Source organism: Bacillus sp. 22446, from assembly GCF_052044955.1.
Taxonomy (GTDB): Bacteria; Bacillota; Bacilli; order Bacillales; family Bacillaceae; genus Bacillus; species Bacillus altitudinis.
The window spans coordinates 552,537-578,279 of sequence record NZ_JBQEOD010000002.1 but is presented as its reverse complement, the minus strand read 5'-3'; the positions used below and the strand labels follow the sequence as shown (position 1 = coordinate 578,279).

Here is a 25,743-nt window from a genome sequence, read left to right as displayed (position 1 = left end):
GTTTATGATCGAAGAATATGAATTAAAAAAACAACGAATTGAAAAGGGCGGGGCAGAACGCTACCATCAAAAAAACAAAGAAAAAGGAAAATTATTTGTCCGTGACCGCCTCCATTTGTTATTAGATGAGGATTCTTTCATTGAAGATGCCATGTTTGCAGAGTGCAAAGATGAACACTTACCAGCAGATGGTGTCGTCACCGGAACCGGTCGTATGAATGGGCAGACTGTTTGTGTCATGGCAAACGACTCTACGGTTAAAGCAGGATCGTGGGGTGTCAAAACAGTAGAAAAAATCATTCGAATTCAAGAAACGGCCGAGAAGCTCAATTGTCCTATGCTGTATTTAGTCGATTCTGCGGGTGCAAGAATCACCGATCAGATCGCAATGTTCCCAGGCAGAAGAGGAGCAGGGCGCATTTTTTATAACCAAGTCAAGCTGTCTGGACGTATCCCGCAAATTTGTTTACTCTTCGGTCCATCTGCAGCCGGTGGTGCGTATATCCCTGCTTTTTGTGACATTGTCGTCATGGTCGAAGGAAATGCCTCTATGTATTTAGGCTCGCCGCGAATGGCTGAAATGGTGATCGGTGAAAAAGTATCACTTGAGGAAATGGGCGGTGCGAAAATGCATTGCAGCATTTCTGGATGCGGAGATATATTAGCCAAAACAGAGGAAGAGGCTATTCAAATTGCACGTGATTATTTAACCTATATGCCTGCCAACTATACAGAAAAACCAAAAACGACAGTAGCAAAAGCACCTAAACCATCTGAAACCACCATCCAAGACTTAATCCCTAAAGGCCAGAATACCCCATTTGATATGTATCAACTCATCGATTTACTGATTGATGAAGGGTCATTTTTTGAAATCAAAAAGCTGTTTGCCGCAGAGTTAATTACCGGCTTTGGCAGAATGAACGGTCAGCCTATCGGTCTCATTGCCAATCAGCCAAGGGTCAAAGGCGGCGTATTATTCCACGACTCAGCTGATAAAGCCGCCAAGTTTATTCAGCTCTGTGATGCCTTTCATATCCCGCTGCTCTTTCTTGCGGACATACCAGGATTTATGATTGGAACAAAAGTGGAACAAGCCGGCATTATTCGTCATGGGGCAAAAATGATCTCCGCTATGTCAGAAGCGACCGTTCCGAAAATATCCGTCATCGTCCGTAAAGCATACGGAGCAGGACTATATGCAATGGCAGGCCCTGCTTTTGAGCCAGATTGCTGTCTCGCTCTTCCATCGGCGCAAATCGCTGTGATGGGTCCAGAAGCCGCTGTAAATGCCGTCTATGCAAATAAAATTGCAGAACTACCGCCCGAAGAGAGGGCTTCATTTATACAAGAGAAACGGAAGGAATACCAGGAAGATATGAATATCTATGAGCTTGCCTCTGAAATGATTGTCGATGGCGTCATCCCATTTGACCGTCTCAGAACGGAACTTTGTCATAGATTACTAGCCTATTCATCGAAAGACATGACATTTACGAAACGAAAACATCCGGTCTATCCGGTCTAAAGGGGGCTGACCTCATGATCAACCAGAAACCAGAATGGATACCGGAAGAAAAGCAGTGCCAAAAAACACGTTTGCATCAGTGGATGAAATCTCTTGGTTTTTCTACGTATGACTCATTCTATCAAGCCAGTATTGATCGCACAGACTGGTTTTGGAGAGAAGCGGAGAAGGCAGTCGGCATTCAGTGGAAAAAACCATATGAAGCGGCATTAGGTCACCACTCATTGATGTGGCCGAAATGGTATCAGGGCGGCACACTAAACATCACCGAAACGGCTGTGGACAAATGGGCAGAAAAAGAAGAGACGAGGCATCAGCCCGCCATCATTTGGAGCAATGAAGCCGGTGAAGAAAAGAAATGGGCATTTCTCGAACTTCAAGAGAAAGTGAGCCGTCTTGCAGCTGGCTTTTTGAAAGAAGGGCTTCAAAAAGGGGATGTAGCCATCATATATATGCCAATGCTTCCAGAAACGGTCGCCGTCATGCTTGCCTTTGCAAAGATTGGTGTTATTTTCAGCCCAGTCTTCTCAGGCTATGGAAGCGAGCCACTCGCTGTACGCATTCGTGCGTCAGGCGCATCCATTGTCGTCACAGCGAATGAAATGATGCGGCGAGGGAAAACGATCAACATGCGGGAATGTGTGGCGGATGCCATCAATAAAACCACAACTGTGCAAAAAGTGATTGTGCACACTTCCTCTCATACCGGATATCAGGACGATGTCCTGCTGAATGATTTGTTAAAAGAACAGCCGTTCACCGGCGCGACCTATGTCACAAATGAAGACCCGCTGATGATCTTGTATACGTCAGGCACAACCGGCACTCCAAAGGGAGCCGTTCATACACACGCAGGCTTTCCGATAAAGGCAGCTTTTGATGCCGGGCTATGTATGGATGTGGCAAAAGGAGACCGGCTGTTTTGGCTGACTGATATGGGCTGGATGATGGGGCCATTCCTCGTCTTTGGCGGCTTGATCAATGGAGCTGCCATCGTTTTATATGACGGCGCTCCCGATTATCCAGATGAGCAGCAGCTCTGGTCATTCATCCACGAGAAGAAAGTCACTCATTTTGGACTTTCCCCTACATTTGTTCGTTCTGCGATGCAGCAAACGATTGATGGGGTCGAACTATCGCATGTCAAAGCCATTATTTCTACAGGGGAACCATGGAATGAAGCTCCGTGGCAATGGTTATTTCACACCATTGGTCAAAAGAACATTCCAATCTTAAATTATTCAGGAGGAACCGAGGTTTCTGGTGGCATTGTAGGCAGTACGCTGCTTCGCCCCATCAAACCGATTCTCTTTAATGCGGCGATCTTAGGAATGGCGGCAGATGTATACAATGAAGCTGGGCAAAGCGTGATGAATGAAGTAGGGGAGCTTGTGGTGAAAAAGCCATGGGTCGGCATGACATGTGGTTTTTGGAACGAACCGGAGCGTTATGAAGATACGTATTTCAAACGATTTGATGGTGTATGGACACACGGAGATTGGGTCATGCAAACAGAGGACGGAGAATTCCACATCACCGGCAGATCGGATGATGTCATTAATACAGCAGGGAAACGCATCGGGCCAGCTGAAATTGAATCCATCCTTACCTGGCATCCTGCCGTGCATGAAGCCGCTGTGATCGGGGTAAAGGATGAGGTGAAAGGGGAGGCGCTCGTCTGTTTCATCGTGACCAGTCCGCATGCTTTTGAAGAAGCTGCCCTTATCCAAGAGCTTTCAGCCCATGTTGGTTCACATGCCGGAAAAGCGCTCACACCAAAAGAAGTTCATCTCATTTCAGCTTTGCCGAAAACAAGGAATGGAAAAATCGTACGGCGTTTACTTAAAGGGGCGTATGAAGATCAGCCTTCACCCGATCTATCTTCATTAGACAATCCAGATGTATATAAGAGTCTGACCGAATACTTGAATAAGAAACAGAAAAAATAAAAAAGACAGGATGGTTCCTGTCTCAGCGTGTAGGCAAACCCTCGCATTCGGTGTCAGTCCTGCGCTTCGGTGCTCACGAATGTTAAATTCGCTCCGCGCCGATGCTCGTCCTTCCTAGGGCTGCAAAGGTTTTCTATCACGCTGAAAAGAAGACAAAGGGCTAAAATAAAGTTCATTTTAGCCCTTTGTCAACAATCTGAGACAGGATGGTTCCTGTCTCTTTTTATTGCACATGAAAATTCGTTCCATCTGTTGTCTCTTTCACAATCCCTGCACGAATGACAAAATCGCCGAAATGTTCATTTTCTTCTCGTTCTTTTGCGTAGCGGGGGAGAATAGAGCCAAGTTCTTTTAGAATGTCTTCCTCACCCACATTTTCACGGTATAATTTACTTAATCTGCTGCCATCAAATGCGGCACCAAGATACATATTATACTTACCAGGTGATTTTCCGATAAATCCAATCTCTCCAAGCGCATGACGAGCACAGCCATTTGGACAACCAGTCATTCGAATGGTGATTTCTTTATCACTTAATCCGTTTTCTTCAACGATGTCTTCGATTTTATCAATCAATCGTGGAAGGTAGCGCTCTGCTTCAGCCATCGCTAAACCGCATGTTGGCAAAGATACACAAGCCATTGAGCTGCGGCGCAGGGCAGAGTGCTGCTGGCCGTCTGATAAACCAAACTTCTGAATGAGCTGTTCGATTTGTTTCTTTTTATGAGTTGTCACATTCCCAATGATTAAATTCTGATTGGCGGTTAAACGGAAGTCACCTGTATGAACCTTGGCGATTTCGCGGATGCCTGTCATCAGCGGATAATCATCATAATCTGTAATGCGTCCGCCTTCTACAAACATCGTATAATGCCATCTGCCATTAATGCCTTTTACCCAGCCATAACGGTCACCGTTATGATCAAAGTGATAATCCTTTGCCTCTAAAAGAGTAAACCCAAGACGGCGCTCAAGCTCTTCTTTTACATTCTCAAGACCAAGGCGATCCACCGTATATTTAAAGCGGGCATTTTTTCGCACGGAACGGTTTCCGTAGTCACGCTGAATGGTGATGACTTGTTTGGCAATTTCTACGACCTGTTCAGGTGTACAAAAGCCGATGACCTTTGCAAGCTGCGGATAAGTCGCTGTATCACCATGCGTCATACCCATTCCGCCGCCAATTGCGACATTAAAACCGACCAATTGATCGTTTTCGATAATGGCAATAAAGCCTAAATCCTGCGAAAAGACATCAATATCGTTAGCAGGAGGGACCGCCACACCAATTTTGAATTTCCTTGGCAAATAAAGCGGACCATACATCGGTTCAACTTCCGTATCTGGCGTTGCCGCAACCTTTTCCTCATCAAGCCAAATTTCGTGATAAGCTCTTGTTTGCGGGAGCAGGTCATCACTTAATTTTTTCGCCAGCTCGTATACATCATGGTGCACTTCTGATTGATAAGGATTCGATGTACACATGACATTCCGGTTCACGTCGCCGCAAGCAGCGATTGTATCAAGCATAGTAGAATGAATGTCTTGAATGGTTTTTTTCATATTCCATTTTAAAATACCGTGAAGCTGAAAGGTTTCACGGGTAGTCAGCTTTAACGTACCGTTTCCGTATTTGTGAGCAAGCTCATCCATCACAAGCCACTGCTTAGATGTGGCGATTCCGCCAGGCAGACGGACACGCAGCATAAATTGATAGGCAGGCTCAAGCTTTTGTTTTTGTCGTTCATTTCTCAGATCACGATCGTCTTGTAAGTAGCTGCCGTGATGCTTCATCAGACGGTTGTCATCATCCGGAATTCCCGCTGAAATCGGATCAAGCATCACTTCTTTTAACGTACCCCGTAAATAATCACTTTTTTCTTTGATTTCCTCTACGTCGCTCGGAGGTCCATCCGGCGCTGTTAATGCTGTCTTCACCATGTAAGTAAAAGCTCCTTTCTTTCAAGCATCAAATCAATAAACGTCACGCTGATAGCGTTTTTGCTGCTGTAAGTTGGCAAGATAGCTTTCTGCTTTTTCTTTGCTCATCGCACCTTCTTCTTGAATAATGGATAGAAGGGTATTGTGAACATCATGCGCCATATGCTTTTCATCTCCGCAAATATACACGTAAGCACCTTGCTCAAGCCATTCATATAATTCTTTGCTTTGTTTCTTCATTTGGTGCTGGACATACACTTTTTCCTCAGTATCTCTTGAAAAAGCCACGTCCATTTTCGTTAAGACGCCGTCCTTTAACCACTTTTGCCATTCCGTTTGGTATAAGAAATCCGTCACAAAATGCTGATCACCGAAGAATAACCATGACTTTCCGTTTGCACCCAGTTCCTCACGTTCCTGCATAAATGAACGGAAAGGGGCGATGCCTGTGCCTGGTCCTACCATAATGATCGGTGCATCTGGATCTTGAGGAAGCTTAAAGTTTTGGTTGTGCTGAATATAAACAGGTAACGTATCACCTGGCTGCAGGCGCTCTGCACATAAAATCGAACAGACACCTTGGCGTTCTCTGCCGTGCGCATCATATCTGACAGCCCCTATCGTCAAATGAACCTCTTCGTCATTTGCTTTGAGACTGCTTGCAATGGAATAAAGGCGTGCAGGGATTTTTCTTAAAATGGACGTGAAGTCTGCGGCGGTTCCTTCAAAAGGACCGAAGTCACGAGCCGCATCTACTAAGTCCCGGCCTGCGATATATTCTTTCAGTTTTTCTTCGTTTCCTTCTTCTAAAAGGGCATGCAAGGATTCGCTTTTTGTCAGTTCAGCGATCTTTTGAAGAAGTGGTTTTGTTAAAACCGTGATCTCAAAATGCGAGGTGAGTGCGTCTTTTAAAGGAAGAGTGTCTCCATTTTTATGAACGGTGACGGATTCTTCTGCATTCCACCCGCATGTTTGAATCAGTTCGTCGACAAGCGCAGGATCATTTGTCGGATAAATGCCAAGGCTGTCACCTGGCTCATACACGAGACCTGAACCTTCAAGCGAAAGCTCTAAGTGACGTGTTTCTTTATTAGATCCACGCCCATTTAAGTTGATATTTTCAAGAACTTCAGCATAAAAAGGATTCGTTCTTGAATATTCAGAAACGGCCGTACTGTTGGCTCCCGCTGATTCTTGCGGCAGTGATACAGCTTCACCTTCACTCAAAGAAGAGGCAACACCTTGAAGCCATTCTGAAAACGGCTCATCATAATCAAGGTCACAATCCACTCGGTCAAACAGGCGAGTACCGCCAAGTTCTTCAAAGCGTTCGTCAAATTCTTTTCCTGTCTGACAGAAGAATTCGTATGAGCTGTCACCTAATGAAAGGACAGAAAAGCTTAAATGATCGAGCTTTGGCGCACGTCTGCCGTGAACATATTCATGGAACGAAAGGGCATTATCCGGCGGATCTCCTTCGCCATGTGTGCTGACAATGACCAGTAAATTGTTTATTTTTTTCAGATTATTCGGTTTAAAATCGGACATAGAAGAGAGCGTCACTTGAAAGCCTTTCTCTTCAAGATGCTGGGCTGTCTTTTTTGCTAACCCTTCGGAATTGCCTGTTTGCGACCCATAAAGCACGGTCACATCTTTGCTCACAGGCTGGGCAGAAGGCGCCGGAGTGACAGCTTCTGAGCCGGCAAGCGTTGCCTGCGCTGATAAATAACCAGTAAGCCAAATTTTTTGCTGATCTGTTAAAGTCGGAAGCAGCTGATTGAGTAACTCTGCCTGCTCCTGGCTAAACGGACTGTTCAATACATGAAGTTGCAACAATATCCACCTCACAAGGAATATAAACATAGATTAATTCGATAGGAATTATATATATAGGTTCAATTTGAACTTTACCGAAAGTTTGCCATTAAGTAAAATATATAATATTGATTGTCATGATTAAGATTTCTAATGACAAAACACGGATGAATAGGGGAAAGGGCACAAAAAAAGGAAAACGGATCACCGTTTTCCTCTTTTTCGCCTGACTTACGCCGTTGGAAGCCCCATCACAGCTTTCACTTCTAAATATTCCTCGATACCGAAGTCTCCCCATTCTCTTCCGATACCTGATTGCTTAAAGCCGCCAAATGGGGCAAAGTAATCTGTTTCTGCATTGTTAATGGTGATTTGACCGGCACGAATATGTTCAGCGACATATTTTAATGTTTTTTCATCTTGACCAACAACATACCCGGCAAGACCATACACTGTATCGTTGGCGATCTCAAGGGCATGATCGAGGTCTTGATACGTGATCACACTCATGACTGGCCCAAAGATTTCTTCTTGCGCAATGGTCATATCATTTTTCACATTGGTGAAAATGGTATGCTTGGCGAAATATCCTTTATCGATTCCGTCTGGCTTTCCAGTTCCCCCAGCAAGAAGGGTAGCACCTTCTTCGATTCCTTTTTCAATATAAGATTGCACCGTATCCCACTGTTTTTTAGAAACAAGCGGGCCAGTAGCGTGATCTTCTCTCGGATCACCAACTGTAAACTTTGGCAGGGCGTTCAGCAGCGCTTTTTCAAACTTGTCTTTCATTGATTCTGGAATTAGCACACGTGTAGCTGCAGAACACACTTGACCTGTATTCATCGCAATATGATGAATGGCTGTTTCTGCTGCTTCGTCCACATCTGCATCGTCTAAGACGATAAGAGGGGATTTTCCGCCAAGCTCAAGTGCTACTTTCTTCACATTGTCCGCTGCGTTTTCCATAATTTTAGAGCCGACGGCACCTGATCCTGTAAATGAAACGAAGTCAATATCAGGATGTGAGCTAATGCCGTCACCAATCACGTCACCCGTTCCGTTTACTAAGTTGAAGACTCCTTTCGGTACACCTGCTTCATCAATAATTTCTGCAAGAATCATCGCAGCAAAAGGGGTAATTTCCGCTGGTTTTAAGACAACTGTTGAGCCTGCCGCAATGGCACCCGCAATTTTAAGAGATGTCTGATTCGTCGGGAAGTTCCACGGTGTAATCAATCCGCTGACACCAATTGCTTCTTTTATAATCGTATGTCCACCGCGGTCTTCGGTAAATGTATAAGATTTCAGTGCTTCCGCTGCTTTAGAAAAATGTTCATAACCCATTTTGTAATGAACTTCTTCGGATACTTTCAGCGGTGCACCAAGCTCTTTTGTCATCACTTCTACAAGTTCATCCTTGCGTTTTTCGTACCCGCGCACAATGTTTTCCAGCATTTCTACTCGTTCATTTCGAGATGTTTTTGAGAAAGAAGGGAAGGCAGCTCGAGCTGCTTTGACAGCTTGATTTAAATCTTCTTTCGTTCCTAAACTAATGGTGCCAATGACTTCCTCTGTCGCAGGGTTAATGACCTCCGTCGTTTCGTTTCCTGTTGATGCGACCCATTCTCCATTAATAAAGTGTTTCTCTTGATTTCTCATTCTGACATGTCTCCTTTTTATGTGTGATTCAATCCAATATTCTGTTTTCAGCTCATATAAAACTGTACCCACTGTGAAAAATCTAAAACGGAGAAACTGCATGAGAAAAAGTTTCTGATATAATACGCAAAGTGGGACATATGTCCTTTTCAACATGAGGGCATCTATCATTTAATGAAACTAGACTGAAAAAAGAAGGAGCTTTTGAACGAATGAAAGGTGTTATTTTTGCATTATTAGGAGGCGCTTGTATTACACTGCAAGGCGTAGCCAACGCCAGAATTAGTCAAGATATCGGGACGTGGCAGGCGGCAACGATCACGCAGCTGACAGGGTTTATCATCTCTCTCGTCATTTTACTCATCGTACGGGATGGCCACTTTAAGGAATACAAAAAAGTGCAGCCTCTTTATTTAATTGGAGGTGCATTTGCAGCCATTATTATCTTTAATGAGGTCACTGCCATTCAAATCATTGGTGTGACACTCACCATCGCTGCTTTACTTATCGCACAGCTTGCGTTTACCTTTGCCATCGATGCAAAAGGATGGTTTGGTGTTCAGAAGAAAAAAATGAAATGGCCCCATTATGCAGGCATCTTTTTAATGATTGCAGGCGTCATCATCTTAAAACTATAAAGGAGGGCATCAGATGGAGGAGCTGCATGATGAATCTCTTTTTTCCTCTTATATGAAGACGCATCAGTTACAGAATGTCTTTCATCAAAAACTCATCTCACATGTGAGCTTGTGGCGCTATCAGCAAGGTGAGCTGATTTGTTCAAAAGGGGATAAAAGGGAGTATATGTACTTGCTGGTGAAAGGAAAATTAAAGATTTTCACCACCACAAAGGAAGGAAAAACATTTATTCTTTGCTTTAAAAACCCTCTTGAAGCGATTGGAGATATTGAATACGTTCAGCAGACAGATATGGTCAATACAGTTGAAGCCGTTACAGAAGTACATATGCTCAGGATTTCTCATCAAGCCCTCATGCGTCATGCAAAGGACGATCCTCGAGTTTTAACCTTTTTGCTTAAGGGCATCACAAACAAATTTTATACAAAATCAAATGATCTAAGCTTCCACCTTTTATACCCTGTAGAGGTCAGGCTTGCAAGCTATTTATTGTCTGTTTTAACAGGTGATGCTGACGCGCACGCACGCACGCTTCGCCTCACGGATGCAGCGAGCTTAATTGGAACAAGCTACCGCCATATTAATCGGGTCATTCAGCAGTTCCAAGAAAAAGGGCTGATTGAAAGGCGAAGAGGAAAGATTACGATTTGTGATCAAAAAGGGCTTTTAGAAATAGCAGAACACAACATTTATGAATAGAAGAAACGAAAGGACTTTTATATGATCATAGGAATAATATTAGCTGTCACTGCTGGGGCACTTGTCAGCTTACAAACCATTTTTAATAGTAAAGTCAATGAGCATACAGGCTCTTGGTCAACAACGACGCTAGTTCTAGGAATGGGCTTTATCGCTTCACTTCTGATGGGTCTTTTGTTAGAAGGAACCGGCATGTTTCAATTAAGGCATATGGAAGCCTGGTACTGGATAAGCGGAGCCATCGGGGTAGGCGTTGTCATCTGTCTTGTTCAGAGCATCAAACGTCTCGGTCCCACTTATGGAATCTCGATTGTTCTCACCTCCCAGCTAGGTTGTGCGCTTCTATTTGATTCGCTTGGCTGGCTTGGGTTAGAAAAAGTAACATTTTCTTTTACAAAATTATTAGGTGTACTTGTCATTGTGGCAGGAATCCTCGTATTTAAGTTAACCAAGCTTGAACCAGTAGAAGAGGAGCAGTCAAGAGAAAAAGGGCTGCCACAAAAGTAGCTGCCCTTTTATTTAAATCAACCGCCGCCATAAAACCGTTATGGTAGATAAACCAGTTAAAAGGAGCCTTTTCATGAAAGGCTTTTTTTTCTGTCCGTAGTCGCTTGCTTTATATGCTGTCCGATCTTTCGCTACGAGAACACTATAAGCGATTTTTCGTTCGATTGCTTCCGTAAGAGATAACGCAAATGGTGCACTATCAATCACCAAAATCGATTCAGTATTTAAAAAGCTGGATCTTGCATCTAGATTATATGTTCCAATAATACTTAAGTTATCATCAATGACCATTGATTTGGCGTGAATTGAATATGGACCTTGATATTCATACAAATGAACACCCGTTTTCATGAGTTCCTTTTTCGTGCTTAAATATCCTGCAAATGCTAAAGGGTTTGGTGTCGCTGTAAGAGAATTCGTCACGACCGTCGTTTGAATATCACTTGGTAATGGCGTGAGTCCGTCTTTCATTGGCCGTGTCGGTATGACATAAGGCGTCTGGATAAGAACCGAACGCTTTGACCGCTGTGCGAGATCGTTTAACTTTTTCAAGACGAGCGGACGTTTATTTAAGCGTTCCACTGGATTTGTGAAAAATGCAATCTGCTTTGCACGAATGGCGTCTTTTGCCCAATCATATGTGGACATGACAAAGGGTTCTTTTGTACGAATGGCTTCCTGATAAGATCGAAGCAGCTGTTTTCTTAGCTTTTTTCCTTTTTTCGCTTTTGCCTTGGAAAATACATCTTTCGTTCTTTTCGTAAAATCATGATTCCACAAATAAACGAAATACTGTTCCATTTCATCTAATACTTTTCCTTTTTTGGCGTTGTACAGCAGCACATCTCGGTCATATGCAAAGTCTTTCGGCGGCTGATCTGCAAAGTATTTATCACCAATATTTCTGCCGCCCATGACAGCGACCCTGCCATCTGCCAAAAGAAGCTTATCGTGAAGGCGGTTATGCCACGTCCATGGCTTGAACAAACGAAAAGGCTCATAAAAACGAATGGCCATATTCGGATGATTCGCCACAGCATAACGCAAATGCTTCAGCGGTCCACGCAGGCTATGGCAAATGCCATCTAACAACAGCTGAACTTTTACTCCTCGATCAGCCGCTTCAATTAAAGCACCAAGCACCCATTCGGCGGTTTTTCCTTTTTGAATGGAATAATAACTCAAACGAATGTTCTTTTTAGCCTCTCGAATCATTTGAACTCTCACTTGACCCGATTCAAATCCGTCATCAAGCAGCATGACTTGATTTATGCCTTGGTCGTCTCCTGAGATGGAAGAAGCTTTATAGATGCAATGTTCTTTACAAGTTTTTTGAAACGGTAAATAAAACAAGACAAATGCGGTCAAAAATACATACACCACATATAAAAGGATCAGAAAAAACAAGAATTGAAGCACAGTGATCAACTCCTTTCACACAAACCGTTCTTTTTCTTAGCTTATGTTAAAAACAAAATTTCACTCATCCAGCTTTCTAATAAAAAATACAGGATAAAAGAATCACCTTGTTTTCATAGGGCATTTAATTATAGTATGAAATGAGTAAGGGGGAATCGCATTGAATGAACCATTATTTAATATACCAAGTGATGTGTACCAAACGTTAAGTGAAACAGAACGTTATTTACTGCATTATATTCACCAGCATTTAGAGGATATCTCCACCTTATCCATCGTCACATTAAGTGAAAGAGCCAACGTGTCGACGGCGACCATTGTCAGACTGATGAAGAAAATCGGATACAATGGCTATACATCCTTTAAATATCGATTGAAACAAGAAAAGAAAATGACAGATGATAGTGATCAACTAAAAAATATTGACGAAGACATCAAACTAGCCATTCGAAAAAATGAAGAAGAGGTCTTAAAGACGATTCAACTGCAAAGTATTGGGCAAATTGAGGATGCGGTTCAAAAGATCCACGATGCAGACAAAATTTATATTTTTGGCAGAGGCTTTTCAGAGATGATCGCCAAAGAGATGACCATCAAATTGCAGCTCATCGGAAAAACATGTGAAGTTCATGACGACCCGAATATCATTCGGCTCAAATCGCGTGACATTGATAAAAACGAACTTGCCATCTTTGTTTCATTAAATGGAGAAACGTCGGAACTAGTAGAAGCCTGCCAAAACCTCAGTATGAAGCAGGTCACGACCATTACGGTCACAACTAGAATTGATTCTACATTAAGTAAAATATCAGATATGACACTCGTCGGATATAAAGGGGAACAATCATTCTTCCCAGATTATGAAGTCAGGTCCCGCCTGTCGCTTCATGTCATTGCCCGTATTTTACTAGACGCCTATGTGATTCGGATGAAATAAACACTCAAAAAGCCTTCCACACTTCATGATGGGAGGCTTTTTACCGTGAAAACCTTTACACAATCTGAAAACATTTTCACTGAATCGTATGAGATACTTTCTTTAGAGAAAAGAAAGAAGGTGAAACCAATTGATTTATACCTGCACCTTAAATCCTGCTATTGACCTATATATTGCATTAAAAGAAATGCGGGCAGATACAGTCAACCGCACGGAAGATGAGGATTATCAGCCGAATGGAAAAGGTGTTAATGTGTCCATTATGCTAAAGAAATATGGCTTCACCAGCACTGCATTAGGATTTATTGCTGGGTTTTCAGGTTCATATATTGAACAATCGTTAAAAGATCTCTCCATTCAAACCGATTTTATCCCAGTGGAGGGGATTACACGCATTAATGTATTTATTAACACAACGGAAGAATACAAGCTTGTGAATCAAGGACCTGCTATTGAGGCAAAAGCGCTTGATGCCTTTCGCGAAAAAATCTCGACCATTCCAAAAGGCAGCATCTTCATTATGTCAGGCAGTCTGCCTAAAGGCGTTCCTGCTAGCATTTTCTCAGAGTTAGCCGCTATTTGTCATCAAAACAACGTGAAATTTATTTTAGACACAAGCTCTAAAGCGGTTTTAGAAACACTTCAATACAAACCATATTTACTAAAACCAAATGAAGAAGAGATTGCCGCATTTTTTGGAAAAACCCACCATTTATCAGAAACAGAACTCGTTGAATCAGGACGAAAGCTGATCGAGATGGGTGCAGAGCAAGTACTCATTTCCCGAGGAGGAGAAGGTGCACTATTCCTTACAAACGAAGCCGTATTAAAAGGAAATGCACCAATAGGAACGGTTGTAAACACGGCTTGTTCTGGTGATGCCATGCTCGCTGCATTCCTAAGTAAACAGCTGGAAGGACAACCTCATGAAGAATGCTTACGCTATGGCATTGCAACAGGGGCATCTACCGCCTTTTCAAAAGGGTTAAGTGATTTACATGACATTGATTCATTAATTGAGCAAATACACATTCAGAACATATAAGGGGGAGTTCACATGAGCCGCAAGAAAATTGTCGCTGCCACTGGCTGTCCAACAGGCATTGCGCACACATTTATGGCAGCTGAGGCATTAAAAATCGCAGCTGAGCAATTAGGGGTCGACATCAAAGTTGAAACGCATGGTCAAGTAGGAATTGAAAACGCTTTAACGGATCAAGACATTTTGGAGGCCGATGGGGTCATTGTCGCTGCTGACAAAGATGTGAATACAGATCGCTTTCACGGCAAACCACTCATTGAAGTGCCTGTAGCAAAGGGGATTCGCACACCAAACGAACTGATTCAAGGCATTATCAATGGAGAAGCCCCCGTTCATCAAGTGAAAGGAAGAGCTTCTGGAACAGAAAAACCATCTGCGCCTTCATCAGCTCAACAAAAGTCAGCGAATAAGTGGATACACACCATCTACAAACATTTAATGAACGGTGTATCACACATGCTTCCATTTGTTGTTGGAGGCGGGGTCTTAATTGCTTTATCTTTTCTATTCGGTATTTACTCAGCTGATCCTCAGCATGAAACGTATCATCCGTTTGCTGCCTACTTGAAAAACATTGGCGGACTCGGCTTTAGCTTAATGGTACCTATTTTAGCAGCATTTATCGCTGATTCAATCGCGAAACGCCCAGGGATGGTTGTCGGATTTATCGGTGGCTTGCTTGCAAACGATGGAGGCGCTGGATTCTTAGGTGGTATTATCGCAGGTTTTGCAGCAGGGTATATCATCGTACTTCTTCAATTCCTGCTTCAAAAATTACCAGCATCACTTGACGGATTAAAATCAATTTTCATCTATCCTGTCATTGGTATTTTCTTAATTGGGGCTGTCATGACCCCGCTATTAGTTCCAATTACAGGGCTAAATAATTCATTAATGGATTTTCTCTCATCAGTTCAATCCACAAATCCATTGCTTTTAGGTTTAATTGTTGGAGCCATGTGTGGATTTGATATGGGAGGACCTTTTAACAAAGCAGCCTATGTCACAGGAACGGCTTTACTCGCAGAAGGTAACCTTTACTTCATGGCAGGGGTGTCAGCAGCATGTATCACACCGCCGCTTATCATTGCGATTGCCACAACGATTTTCCGAAAACATTTTACACCACAAGAACGAAATGCTGGGATGATCAACTATATTCTCGGAGCGACTCATATTACTGAAGGAGCCATTCCATTTGCAGCAAAAAACCCAGTCGTTGTCCTGCCAATTATCATGTTTGGTTCCGCCATCTCTGCTATATTGACGTATCTCTTTGGCGTACAGGTTCCAGCTCCGCACGGTGGATTCCTTGTCCTTCCAGTCGTCACAGGCGCATTCCAATGGGTACTATCCATACTCATCGGATCACTTGTAGGTGCGATTCTATACGGACTTTACCGCAAGAAAATAGACAAACCCGCAGTTTAATAGGGAGGAAGAAAAATGATGGAACATATTTATATGAATCTACATGAAACAGCTTCTTCACAGGCTGGCGTTTTCGCAGCCATAGCTGACATTGCCTCTGAAGCAGGGATTTGTACATCTCCTGAGGCAGTCAAAAAAGGACTAGCTGAAAGAGAAGCTCTGAGTACAACCGGCTTTCAAGATGGATTTGCCATTCCGCATACACAGTCAGACGCCATTCAAGTACCGGCACTCGTCATCGTTCGTACAGAAACCGGAATCGAATGGGACGCTTTTGATGGAAAGCCTTGCTTTTTCTTCTTATCCTTACTCATTCCAAAAAGTGAAGCAGGAACCACTCACTTACAAGCACTTTCTGCTCTTTCACGCGGATTAATGGATGAAACGAAACGACAAAAACTGCTCGAAACAAGAACAAATGAAGAAATGCTCGCTGTATTAAAAACAGATATTTTGACGAGAGAGGATGTTTGACCATGCCTTTACTTTCCACAACACCTATGCTTGAAGCAGCAAAAAAAGAAAAATACGGAATTGTCGCATTCAATGTACATTCCTTTGATAGTATTTACTGGGTACTCGAAACGGCAGCTGAATTAAAATCACCTGTCATTTTGCAAACAACGGTTGGCACGGTCCAATCGCTTGGCGCAAAAGCCATTGCAGATACAGTAAAGGCGGCAGCTGATCAATACCAAATACCAATCGGCCTTCATCTCGATCATTGCACTGATTGTGATGTGATTCTTACTTGTATACGAGCGGGATATACATCCGTGATGATCGATGCTTCCATGCATTCATATGAAGAAAATGTACGCCGCACAAAAGAAGTGGTGGACCTTGCCTTAAAAGTAGGTGTGAATGTAGAAGCCGAGTTAGGCAAGGTAGGCGGGGTAGAAGATGATATTGTCGTGGATGAAAAGGATGCTCAAAAAGCCATTCCATCAGAATGCCGTCAATTTGTAGAAGAAACTAGTGTACCTACTTTAGCACCTGCGATCGGCACGGCCCACGGCATTTATAAAGGGGTGCCGGATATCGACTTTGACCGCATTGAACAAATTGCAGCGCTTGTCGATGTGCCGCTTGTCCTTCATGGTGGTTCAGCTGTACCAGATGAGGATGTCAAAAGATGTGTCGCACTCGGTATGGCAAAGGTCAATGTGTCCACTGAACTGAAAAATGCATACTCTGAAGCGATTCGTGATCATTTCTCAAACGAACCTGAAAGCTTAGATCCGCGTATGTATTTACAAAAAGCAAAACAAGCAGCAAAAGACATGGTCACATCTAAAATAAAGATCGTTGGCAGTGAAGGAAAAGCCCAACTTTTATATCAATAAGATGAAAAAAAGCAGAGCCGCATCGCTCTGCTTTTTTCACATTATTCGCTTTCTTTCATTTCATTTGATGTACGTACTCGTGCATTTCCCATAAATACGACCGTAATCGCCGCAAGTGCAATCGGGAATAAAGCAATCATAAATACATACGTAATACTTTGTGACATCGCATCAATCACTTTATTTAAAATATCAGGCGGAATTTGTGAGCGTGCCCCCTCTTGGAAAATGGCTTGTGGATCACCAACTTGAGAAGAAGCTCCTTTCATTCCGCTAAAAGCATCTGCTAAACGATTTGTCAGGACATTGGTTTGAATCGTTCCAAAAATCGTCACGCCTAAAGTCATCCCAAGTGATCTCATGAACGAATTGGTAGAATTAGCACTGCCGCGGTAGCGCGGAGAGAGATCATTCATTGAAGCAGATGGCAGAAGGGAGAAGCTAAATCCAACGCCAAAACCTGAAATCATCATAAAGAGCGTAAGCCACAATCTTGCTGTATCAGGCGACATATTGGCAAGCAGCAGCATCCCAGCAAAAAATGAAATCACAGAGATGGTCATTAATCGTCTAAAAGGTACTTTCGTCTGCATCGTTCCGCCAATCATACTGCCAATCACGGAACCAATCATCATCGGTGTTAAAATGAACCCGGCACTTGTTGCAGATTCACCGTACACCGCCTGGACGAAGATAGGAATAAAGACAGCTAGAATAATAAACGTCCCGCCATATAAAAACGCCAAAATTTGAGATGTCGCAAACAAACGATTTTTAAACATCCAAAATGAAATAATCGGTTCTTCTGCCTTCCGTTCAACAATGAAGAAGATGGTGCCAAAGACAACAAACACAGCAAATAGTGTCAAGATTTGAACAGAATCCCATGCATACGATTTACCGCCAAGCTCAAGAGCGAACATTAAACTGACAACCGCAACGACAAGTGTAATGGCACCTGACCAGTCAATTTTCTGCTTACGATGCTCGAGCGATTCTTGATAAAATTTGGCGATCAAGAACACACTGACAATACCGATTGGTACGTTAATATAAAACACCCAATGCCAGCCGATCGAATCCGTAATAATTGCTCCTAACAGCGGTCCTAATACACTGGATAGACCAAAAACTGCACCAAACATACCGGACATTTTCCCGCGCTTTTCTGGCGGGAAGATATCAAAGATAATCGTGAAAGCGATCGGAAGAAGAGCACCGCCTCCAAGTCCTTGAATCGCACGGTAAATAATGAGCTGATCCATCGTTTGTGCGATGCCGCACAGCGCAGATCCAATTAAAAAGAAAATAAGTCCAAACAGAAAAAAACGCTTTCGACCATACATATCTGAAAGCTTTCCATAAATCGGCATACCGGCCATCACTGCCACCATATAAGAAGCAGTCACCCAAGCAAATTTATCAAAACTGCCCAAATCGGCGACGATGCTTCCCATTGCTGTTGCGACAATGGTGTTGTCCATCGCTGCCATAAAAATCCCTAACAGCAAACCGATGACAACAAAGCGAGTGGATGCCTTGCCTTTATGATCCACGTTATTCATTTCATTTACCTCCTGCTTACGTTCTCTTCACTTTTTTGCTATGATCAAGTTAATTATAAAGTAAGAGAACATTTATCTTGATGATCAAGATAAATTGATTTTAAAGGGAGGAGAACAAGTTGTCAATAAAGAACGAGGCAGAAGATCGAGCGGACCAGATCATACATACGATGAGACGCCTTGCTACACGAACAGTCCTATTTCACCAAGCAGCCGCTCAATCGCTCGGCCTTTTCCCAACAGATCTCAAATCAGCAGATTTGTTAAACGAACTTGGACCACTCACAGCAGGTGAATTAAGTGAAAAAACCGGTCTCAGCTCAGGTGCGGTCACAGCTCTCATTGACCGGTTAGAAAAAGCAGGCTACGTCAAAAGGGAGAAGGACCCAAAAGACAAGCGAAGGGTCATCATTGTTCCATTAACGGCTGGGAAATCACAAGTGAAGGAACTCTTTCTATCTTTATCGGCATCCACCAAAAAACTCACAAATGAATACAAGCCTGAAGAATTGGATTTAATCATTCAATTTATTACCGAGGCAGCTGAGGTCATGGATCAAGAGCTGCAATTGCTTAAGTCTAAGGCGTAAGAAAGGACAATGTGAGGTCTTTAGACGAAGCGGTAATATCTTTTATGAGAAATGTGTTATGAGGGTGCAAGAAGTTCTCATTGAGAATAACAACATAGGATGCTTATCCTAATAAGGGGAGGTATAACAGAAAGTGGAGATTATAAAGTTTAAGGAAACTGATACAAAAGAAATTGTTTCATTATTTTATGAAACAGTTCATTCCGTAAATTCAAAAAATTATTCCCAAGTACAATTGGATGCTTGGGCACCAAGAGATGAAAAAGAATCTAAAATGAATTCTTGGAAGGAATCATTGGGTCAAAATATAACATTTGTTGCTAAAGTGAATGATAAAGTTGTTGGTTTTAGCGATTTAACGCATACCGGGTACTTAGATAGACTATTCGTTCATAAAGATTATCAAGGACAAGGTATAGCCACAGCTTTAGTTAATATGCTCGAATCTGAGGCAAAGAAACTAAATCTTTTAGAAATTGATACCGAAGCAAGTATTACAGCTAAGCCATTTTTTGAACATCTAGGTTACAACATTGTTTGTTCACAAACTGTGGAAAAAAAGGGGGTTAAGTTGGCTAATTTTAAAATGCTAAAAAAAATAAAATAATCATTTCCTTGTTGTGCTAACAGGTGCGTTAGTTTAAGAAGAAGGGGTATAACATATTCGTCATATAAAATATGTTATACCCTTTCATTTATTTAACTTTTTTCAATAGTAGAAAAGATATAATACATTGCAGAGGTGATTCAATGAATGAGAGCTCCAGTTATTTAAAGAAGTTAGAAGATTTTTTAGATGGGACATTTCATCAGGATATTGATTCGCCAGAGGAAGCGTTAGATGAGTTTATCCATCTAAGTTACAAAAAAACCTTCAATGAACCATCAATTTTATTTCCATGCTTCTTTTAATAAACAAATACCTCTTTCGATTTGTCCAAGAGTAAGGTTTGCGAAACCGAGCAGTATGTGCGGTTGTACAGGTGGATTTTCGATAAATAAATGACTTGTAGGATACACTTTAACATGCTGTTGAAGAGCTTTTTCAATTAATTCTTTTTCGGAATAGGGAGTGTGTATACGTAACATGATATATAACCCTGCATTGTCACCAATGATCTCAATTTGTTTTCCAAATAAATGTTGAACTTGTTGTACCAATAAATTCATTTTCCTTTTATAAGTATTGCGCATACGCTTAATATGCTTTGTCCATTCACCACTTTTCATAAATTCAGTCATGGTCAGTTGGTGCAATAAAGAAGCATTATGTTCGAAATGTTCAAATTTACTCATATAGATATTGATTAATGAATCAGGTAAAACCATATATGCTAATCGTATAGCTGGTAGAAATGCTTTTGAAAACGTACCAAAATAAATGACATGTGCAGCATCTAAAGAGGCTAAAGCAGGAAACGGTTTTTGTCCATATCGAAATTCTCCATCGTAATCGTCCTCTAATAAGAAACCGTTATTTGATCGTACCCATTGAATCAATTCCATTCTTTGTTGAATCGATAGTGCAGTACCAGTAGGATATTGATGTGAAGGTGTTATATACAATAATTTCCCATTTTTATGTACAAGTTGGTCCAATAATACACCCTGTTTTAATGCAGGAATACTCTCCATTTCAAATCCATGTAAATGAAAGACCTCCCGTACACCGCTATAACCAGGGTTTTCAACAATCATACTAGAAAAACTTTCTTTTAATAGAAATCCCAAATACAACAGTAGTTGCTGTGTATTACTTCCAACGATAATATTTTTGGGGTTAATGATCATACCTCTCGCTTGAAATAAATAATCAGTCAGTTCTTGTTTAAACCCCGGTTCTCCAAAAGGATCTCCATATTGAAAGCTAATGGATTGCTGCAGCACTTTGTTGGAAAATTGCCGCCAAACTTTTAAAGGGAATTGTTCCTCATCAACAGTACTTGCTTTGAAATCAATGAAATCGATCAATTGTATTGGTTCATTTCTAGTTTCTTCTGGAATCGGGGTATGAAGAAATATTGGTTCAAATTCATTGACACTATAGCTTTTACGCTCATTGGCTAGTGAACGAATGGAAGGAAGATTTTCTCCTGTTTTTAACTTTCCCTCCTCGATTAATTTTTTAAATTGTTCATAAATTTGTTTATATTTTGGTTGATTGGCACTGAAAGGGAAAATATAATGTTTCATTTCTTCATTTCTCCCTTCTGACATTTAATAAAGTATAAATCTGTACATTTTTACATGTCAGAATATCGATTATTATACTACTAATTGATATGAAAAGGGGATAGAAGAGTGGATATAGTAAGAGCTAATGAAAATGATTTAAAACAAGTTTCGGTTCTGTTTGATCAATATCGCCAATTTTATAAGCAGATTTCTAATGTAGAAGGTGCTTATCATTTTCTAGTGGAACGATACCGTAAACAAGAGTCTATTTTGTTTGTTGCAAAGCAAGGTGAACAATATGTAGGATTTGTACAACTGTATCCCACATTTTCATCTGTTGCGATGAAAGATGCGTTCATTTTAAATGATTTGTTTGTTATAAACGATTTTCGTCAAAAGGGAGTAGGTAAGGAATTGATGAAAAAAGCATTTTCATTTGCAAATGATAAAGGAACCCGATTTATCTGTTTAGAAACAGCAACTTCTAATATAAAAGCACAACAATTGTATGAAAAAATGGGGATGACAAGCGATTCTTCAACTCAGCACTATATTTATTATTGGGATTGAACACAGAAGAAATATGAACTGATGCAAAACACTAATTTGTGAAGAAAGATTTACCAGAACATTCACGACATCGTTAGCATCGTTTTCTTTCAAGTAAAAGAAGACTAAGAAATCTTTGTCTATAAGGTTGAAAGCACACTCATACGGGTGTGCTTTTTTGACGAAAAAACAGCATCCAAAAGCTGCACAGCATTTACTGAAGACATTTGGACTTCTTTGACACATGTGAGTTGATTAGACTTATAACCAAAGGGAAGAAGGGAGGGATTCCAACTGCACTTAACCAAGAGGGGCACGACTTTATTATCGATGCTGCTTCACACGACCACTTATCTATCAATTGAAGATTTACAGAATCGACTGAATGTCTCTACTCGAACGGTCTACGCTGAAATCAAGCGAATGAATAGCTGGCTGGAAACCCATCAGCTTAGTGGCGTCCAGCGAAAAGATCAACGAGGCTACTATTTAAATCCACACGAGAAAGAAGTCATTATCGAAAAAGCTGACACCGTTCTAGTCGGTCATGACTATGAACCATGTGTAAAAGAAAGACGTGCCATCTTGCTCCTATCCATTACATGCAGTGAGAAGCATCTAAAAATTGATGATTTTATGGAGATGACGAAGGTAAGCCGCAATACACTGCTTGAAGATATGAAACAACTAAAAGAAGCACTTTCAAAACAGCAGCTTACACTTCATTATCAGGCGGCCAGTGGCTATTTAATTTCAGGAGAAGAAAGAACAATTCGGTTGGCGCTGAAACCTTATATTCATTTCATTCGCAACATGATAAAAAATGAAAAAACATTTCCATCGGTTTGGTTAAAGGGTCCTATCTCATATAAGAGAATACATGCTCTCCTTCAACAGTCCGAACAAGATCTGAAGCTTGAGTTTGCAGATGACATGCTGGATCAGCTGTCTATGGATCTCTTTTTCTACTTCAAACGGATGAAGCTAGGACGTGCTGTACACATTTCAACAGAAGAAAAACGGACATTGCAGGAAACAGATGAATGCTTGGCTGCTATTCGTTTCATGGCGCAAATTCAAAAAGAAACCAGTCTTTTGGTTCATGATGATGAAATCTATTTTCTTAGTACGCTATGGCTCAGTGCCAAAAAACAAAAACTTCCATCAAGTCAAAAACCAGAAGAACATCTCATTCGAACCATTGCGAGACAAATGATCATTGACTTTCAGCGTTATGCGTGTATTTCCTTCCAGGAAGTAGAAGTCTTGGAACAAAACTTAACCATGCATTTAATTCCTGCCTATTATAGACTCATCTATCACATTGATATCATCAATGAATTAACAGATTCCATGAAACATGCACAGCCAGAGGTGTTTGACATCACGCAAAAGGTTGCTTGCCATTTAGAGAAGGCGGCCTGTTCAAAGATGAGCGATCATGAAATTGCCTATGTGGCGATGCATTTTGGCGGCTGGATGAGAAGAGAAGGGATTTCGTCGATTGCGAAACGTTCTGTTTACATTGTCTGCGGAGAAGGAATTGGCACAAGTCACATGCTGAAAACGCAGCTTCTTGAATTAATCGGCTACATCGACATACGCGGACTGTTATCAAAACGTTCATATGAAGAATTAACAACCATTGATGCCGACTTTGTTGTATCAACGACACCTATTTCGTTTAAAGGAAAACCTGTTCATCTCGTTCACCCTATTCTCACTGCTTATGAGAAAAAAACATTGCTTCAATATGGAGAAGGCTCAGAACCTAAGCTTGATGAGCACCATGTGAATGCTTTATTCAATATCATTCAGCAGCATACCATCGTTCAAAATGAAAAAGCATTGCTTCATGACTTGAAGGAGCTGCTTCATTCCACATATGTATCACACCAGAAAGGGTGGAAACCAGTGTTAAACGATTTATTAACAGAAGAAACCATTCAGCTCCAGCAAACAGCAGACACATGGCAGGAGGCCATTACAAAAGCAGCGCAGCCTTTGCTTGATCAACAAGCGATTCAGGAAAGTTATGTGAAAGCGATGATCCAGTCTGTTCATCAAAATGGCCCTTATATTGTGATTGCGCCACAAGTGGCGATTCCGCATGCCAGGCCAGAGGATGGCGTGAACAAATTAAGCATGTCACTTATGTCATGTCATCAGCCCGTTTTCTTTTCAAAGGATGGAAAAAAGCAAGTTCGGCTCATCATTGTATTAGCTGCCATTGACAGTATGACCCACCTGAAAGCACTCAAACAGCTGACGATGCTGTTAAGTGAAGAAAAACGGGTGAGACAATTGATTGAAGCAGAGGAATTAGCAACCATCCAACAACTAATCAATCAATTTTCACAAGTTTAAAGGAGGAAAAAGAGAATGAAAAAAATTCTAGTTGTATGCGGAAACGGTTTAGGAAGCAGCTTTATTGTTGAAATGAATGTCAAAAAGGCTTTAGAAGAATTAGGACTTTTAGCGGAAGTGGATCACACCGATCTCAGTACAAGCAAAAATGAACAAGCAGACCTCTATATCGGAGCAACAGACATTATCGATCAGCTGGATGACGGCACAAGAAAGGTCGCTGGATTAAATAACTTGTTAGACCAGGAAGCCATTAAAGACGTCCTTCGTAAACACATATAATCGACGGAAAAAGGGGGATTCACATCATGATAGAACTGATCATGAACGATATATTGGGCACACCCGCAATTCTCATCGGTTTGTTTGCACTGGCTGGTTTACTTTTGCAGAAAAAGTCAGCTGCCGATACTGTATCAGGCACCTTAAAAACAACAATGGGTTTTTTAATATTAGGAGCGGGCGCCACAGTCGTATCTGATTCACTTGGGGTTTTCAGGAAGATGTTTGAAGCAGCCTTTCACATTCAAGGGGTTGTCCCAAATACAGATGCCATGGCGGCCATTGCCCAAAAGGAATTCGGTACACAGACAGCGCTCATTATGATTTTTGGTATGGTGGTCAATTTGCTTTTGGCAAAATTCACACCCTTTAAATACGTCTTTTTAACTGGGCATCATACGCTATATATGGCGGCTATGCTTGCAGTCGTTCTGTCAACAGCCGGCATGCAAGGAACGCTGCTGATCACCACTGGTTCAATCGTATTAGGTGCAGCGATGGTCATTGCTCCCGCAATCCTTCAGCCGTTTACAAGGAAAGTCACTGGAAGTGATGATCTGGCACTCGGTCATTTCAGTACGTTCGGCTATTTTACAGCGGGAATGATCGGCAAATGGGTCGGGCGCCCAGAGAAATCAACGGAAACCATTCAAGTGCCTAAATCACTCGGTTTTCTAAGAGATACATCGGTGGCCATCTCCATTACGATGGCTTTGCTTTTCTTTGCGATTGCACCGTTTGCGGGAATTTCATTCATAGAAAACATTAGTGGTGGTACGAATTTTGCTGTCTTCATTCTCATTCAGGCCATTACCTTTGCTGCTGGGGTGTACATTATTTTAGCAGGTGTACGGATGGCAATCGGGGAAATTGTGCCTTCTTTCAAAGGGATTGCCGATCGTTTCGTCAAAGGGGCAAAGCCGGCACTTGATGCGCCAACTGTTTTCCCATTTGCTCCAAATGCAGTGATCATCGGTTTTTTATGCAGTTTTGCTGGAGGCATCGTGTCTATTTTCCTTCTTCCTTTGTTTGGTTTAACTGTCATTGTTCCTGGACTTGTGCCGCACTTTTTCTGCGGTGCGACAGCGGGCGTATATGGCAATGCAACAGGGGGAGTGAGAGGTGCAGTCGCCGGTTCCTTTGTGAATGGAATACTCCTTTCATTTTTACCAGCTTGTTTACTTCCTGTGTTAGGCACTCTTGGCTTTGAAGGGACAACATTTGGCGATACAGACTTCGGTATCATCGGAATCTTGATTGGATTGATCAAATTTATATTTCATCTTTAAAAAGGAGGCATTT

General features: G+C 41.8%; 21 protein-coding genes and 2 pseudogenes. 17 read left to right on the top strand and 6 right to left on the bottom strand.

All coding sequences use genetic code 11. The features are described from left to right. Nucleotides 1-4 precede the first annotated feature (4 nt). Together ACTJJD_RS07175 and ACTJJD_RS07170 are read left to right on the top strand one after the other, a co-directional pair. Entirely contained in the window at nucleotides 5-1,528 is a 1,524-nt protein-coding gene (locus ACTJJD_RS07175) for an acyl-CoA carboxylase subunit beta (protein WP_440608236.1), read from the top strand. A gap of 14 nt (nucleotides 1,529-1,542) precedes the next feature. Then, complete coding sequence (locus tag ACTJJD_RS07170) at nucleotides 1,543-3,477, top strand: AMP-binding protein (RefSeq protein ID WP_440608235.1); 1,935 nt, start codon at nucleotides 1,543-1,545, stop codon at nucleotides 3,475-3,477. 223 nt (nucleotides 3,478-3,700) lie between these two features. Here the strand turns inward: ACTJJD_RS07170 and cysI are convergent, their stop codons facing one another. From cysI to ACTJJD_RS07155, 3 genes are all read right to left on the bottom strand, one after another. Continuing rightward, on the bottom strand, nucleotides 3,701-5,419 hold the full coding sequence (cysI, locus tag ACTJJD_RS07165) for an assimilatory sulfite reductase (NADPH) hemoprotein subunit (protein ID WP_039167852.1): 1,719 nt from the start codon (nucleotides 5,417-5,419) through the stop codon (nucleotides 3,701-3,703). Nucleotides 5,420-5,452: 33 nt separating this feature from the next. After that, entirely contained in the window at nucleotides 5,453-7,252 is a 1,800-nt protein-coding gene (locus ACTJJD_RS07160; protein ID WP_338706355.1) for an assimilatory sulfite reductase (NADPH) flavoprotein subunit, read from the bottom strand. Nucleotides 7,253-7,465: 213 nt separating this feature from the next. After that, nucleotides 7,466-8,893 (bottom strand): aldehyde dehydrogenase family protein, encoded by a 1,428-nt coding sequence (locus ACTJJD_RS07155; protein ID WP_216896214.1) that lies wholly within the window; start codon nucleotides 8,891-8,893, stop codon nucleotides 7,466-7,468. Between the two features lie 212 nt (nucleotides 8,894-9,105). Between ACTJJD_RS07155 and ACTJJD_RS07150 the strand changes: the two genes are divergently transcribed. The 3 genes from ACTJJD_RS07150 to ACTJJD_RS07140 are packed head-to-tail and all read left to right on the top strand — an operon-like array spanning nucleotide 9,106 to nucleotide 10,738. Next, nucleotides 9,106-9,531, top strand: a complete 426-nt coding sequence (locus ACTJJD_RS07150) for a DMT family transporter (RefSeq protein ID WP_008343684.1) — start codon at nucleotides 9,106-9,108, stop codon at nucleotides 9,529-9,531. Nucleotides 9,532-9,544: 13 nt separating this feature from the next. Then, complete coding sequence (locus tag ACTJJD_RS07145; protein WP_096881491.1) at nucleotides 9,545-10,231, top strand: Crp/Fnr family transcriptional regulator; 687 nt, start codon at nucleotides 9,545-9,547, stop codon at nucleotides 10,229-10,231. A gap of 21 nt (nucleotides 10,232-10,252) precedes the next feature. Further along, a complete protein-coding gene (locus ACTJJD_RS07140) occupies nucleotides 10,253-10,738 on the top strand; it encodes a DMT family transporter (protein WP_024718278.1) in 486 nt (161 codons plus the stop codon). A 12-nt stretch (nucleotides 10,739-10,750) separates the two neighbouring features. On the opposite strand, the gene ACTJJD_RS07135 is transcribed toward ACTJJD_RS07140, so the two are convergent. Beyond that, on the bottom strand, nucleotides 10,751-12,157 hold the full coding sequence (locus tag ACTJJD_RS07135) for a phospholipase D-like domain-containing protein (protein WP_144665540.1): 1,407 nt from the start codon (nucleotides 12,155-12,157) through the stop codon (nucleotides 10,751-10,753). Nucleotides 12,158-12,317: 160 nt separating this feature from the next. Here ACTJJD_RS07135 and ACTJJD_RS07130 point away from each other — a divergent pair, with 160 nt between their 5' ends. The 5 genes from ACTJJD_RS07130 to ACTJJD_RS07110 all read left to right on the top strand — a co-directional run bounded on the left by ACTJJD_RS07130 (nucleotide 12,318) and on the right by ACTJJD_RS07110 (nucleotide 16,913). Further along, nucleotides 12,318-13,094 (top strand): MurR/RpiR family transcriptional regulator, encoded by a 777-nt coding sequence (locus tag ACTJJD_RS07130; protein WP_007499235.1) that lies wholly within the window; start codon nucleotides 12,318-12,320, stop codon nucleotides 13,092-13,094. A gap of 130 nt (nucleotides 13,095-13,224) precedes the next feature. Beyond that, nucleotides 13,225-14,139 carry a 1-phosphofructokinase gene (gene pfkB / locus ACTJJD_RS07125; RefSeq protein ID WP_440608234.1) on the top strand — a complete coding sequence of 305 codons (915 nt, stop codon included), beginning with the start codon at nucleotides 13,225-13,227 and terminating at the stop codon, nucleotides 14,137-14,139. Between the two features lie 12 nt (nucleotides 14,140-14,151). Next, the gene (locus ACTJJD_RS07120) at nucleotides 14,152-15,567 is read left to right on the top strand and encodes a PTS fructose transporter subunit IIC (RefSeq protein WP_045034781.1); all 1,416 of its coding nucleotides are present in this window, start codon (nucleotides 14,152-14,154) and stop codon (nucleotides 15,565-15,567) included. A gap of 15 nt (nucleotides 15,568-15,582) precedes the next feature. After that, on the top strand, nucleotides 15,583-16,041 hold the full coding sequence (locus ACTJJD_RS07115) for a PTS sugar transporter subunit IIA (RefSeq protein ID WP_178930230.1): 459 nt from the start codon (nucleotides 15,583-15,585) through the stop codon (nucleotides 16,039-16,041). Nucleotides 16,042-16,043: 2 nt separating this feature from the next. After that, entirely contained in the window at nucleotides 16,044-16,913 is an 870-nt protein-coding gene (locus ACTJJD_RS07110) for a class II fructose-bisphosphate aldolase (RefSeq protein WP_440608233.1), read from the top strand. Between the two features lie 43 nt (nucleotides 16,914-16,956). Here ACTJJD_RS07110 and ACTJJD_RS07105 read toward each other — a convergent pair. Then, nucleotides 16,957-18,478: pseudogene (locus ACTJJD_RS07105) on the bottom strand (MDR family MFS transporter); the annotation flags it as partial. Between the two features lie 170 nt (nucleotides 18,479-18,648). On the opposite strand from ACTJJD_RS07105, the gene ACTJJD_RS07100 reads away from it, so the two are divergent. The 3 genes and pseudogenes from ACTJJD_RS07100 to ACTJJD_RS07090 all read left to right on the top strand — a co-directional run. Continuing rightward, entirely contained in the window at nucleotides 18,649-19,068 is a 420-nt protein-coding gene (locus ACTJJD_RS07100; RefSeq protein ID WP_045034820.1) for a MarR family winged helix-turn-helix transcriptional regulator, read from the top strand. Nucleotides 19,069-19,201: 133 nt separating this feature from the next. After that, nucleotides 19,202-19,675: a GNAT family N-acetyltransferase gene (locus ACTJJD_RS07095; protein ID WP_440608232.1), complete on the top strand. Its 474-nt coding sequence runs from the start codon at nucleotides 19,202-19,204 to the stop codon at nucleotides 19,673-19,675. Between the two features lie 143 nt (nucleotides 19,676-19,818). Further along, nucleotides 19,819-19,920, top strand: a pseudogene (locus ACTJJD_RS07090) (contact-dependent growth inhibition system immunity protein); the annotation flags it as partial. Nucleotides 19,921-19,959: 39 nt separating this feature from the next. On the opposite strand, the gene pdxR reads toward ACTJJD_RS07090, so the two are convergent. Then, the gene (gene pdxR / locus ACTJJD_RS07085; protein WP_440608231.1) at nucleotides 19,960-21,261 is read right to left on the bottom strand and encodes a MocR-like pyridoxine biosynthesis transcription factor PdxR; all 1,302 of its coding nucleotides are present in this window, start codon (nucleotides 21,259-21,261) and stop codon (nucleotides 19,960-19,962) included. 108 nt (nucleotides 21,262-21,369) lie between these two features. Between pdxR and ACTJJD_RS07080 the strand changes: the two genes are divergently transcribed. The 4 genes from ACTJJD_RS07080 to ACTJJD_RS07065 all read left to right on the top strand — a co-directional run bounded on the left by ACTJJD_RS07080 (nucleotide 21,370) and on the right by ACTJJD_RS07065 (nucleotide 25,730). After that, nucleotides 21,370-21,813 carry a GNAT family N-acetyltransferase gene (locus ACTJJD_RS07080; RefSeq protein WP_440608230.1) on the top strand — a complete coding sequence of 148 codons (444 nt, stop codon included), beginning with the start codon at nucleotides 21,370-21,372 and terminating at the stop codon, nucleotides 21,811-21,813. A 273-nt stretch (nucleotides 21,814-22,086) separates the two neighbouring features. Beyond that, the gene (locus ACTJJD_RS07075; protein ID WP_342499555.1) at nucleotides 22,087-24,159 is read left to right on the top strand and encodes a BglG family transcription antiterminator; all 2,073 of its coding nucleotides are present in this window, start codon (nucleotides 22,087-22,089) and stop codon (nucleotides 24,157-24,159) included. Between the two features lie 15 nt (nucleotides 24,160-24,174). Further along, the gene (locus tag ACTJJD_RS07070) at nucleotides 24,175-24,441 is read left to right on the top strand and encodes a PTS sugar transporter subunit IIB (RefSeq protein WP_017359544.1); all 267 of its coding nucleotides are present in this window, start codon (nucleotides 24,175-24,177) and stop codon (nucleotides 24,439-24,441) included. Between the two features lie 26 nt (nucleotides 24,442-24,467). Then, nucleotides 24,468-25,730: a PTS ascorbate transporter subunit IIC gene (locus ACTJJD_RS07065; protein ID WP_440608229.1), complete on the top strand. Its 1,263-nt coding sequence runs from the start codon at nucleotides 24,468-24,470 to the stop codon at nucleotides 25,728-25,730. Nucleotides 25,731-25,743: the final 13 nt, after the last annotated feature.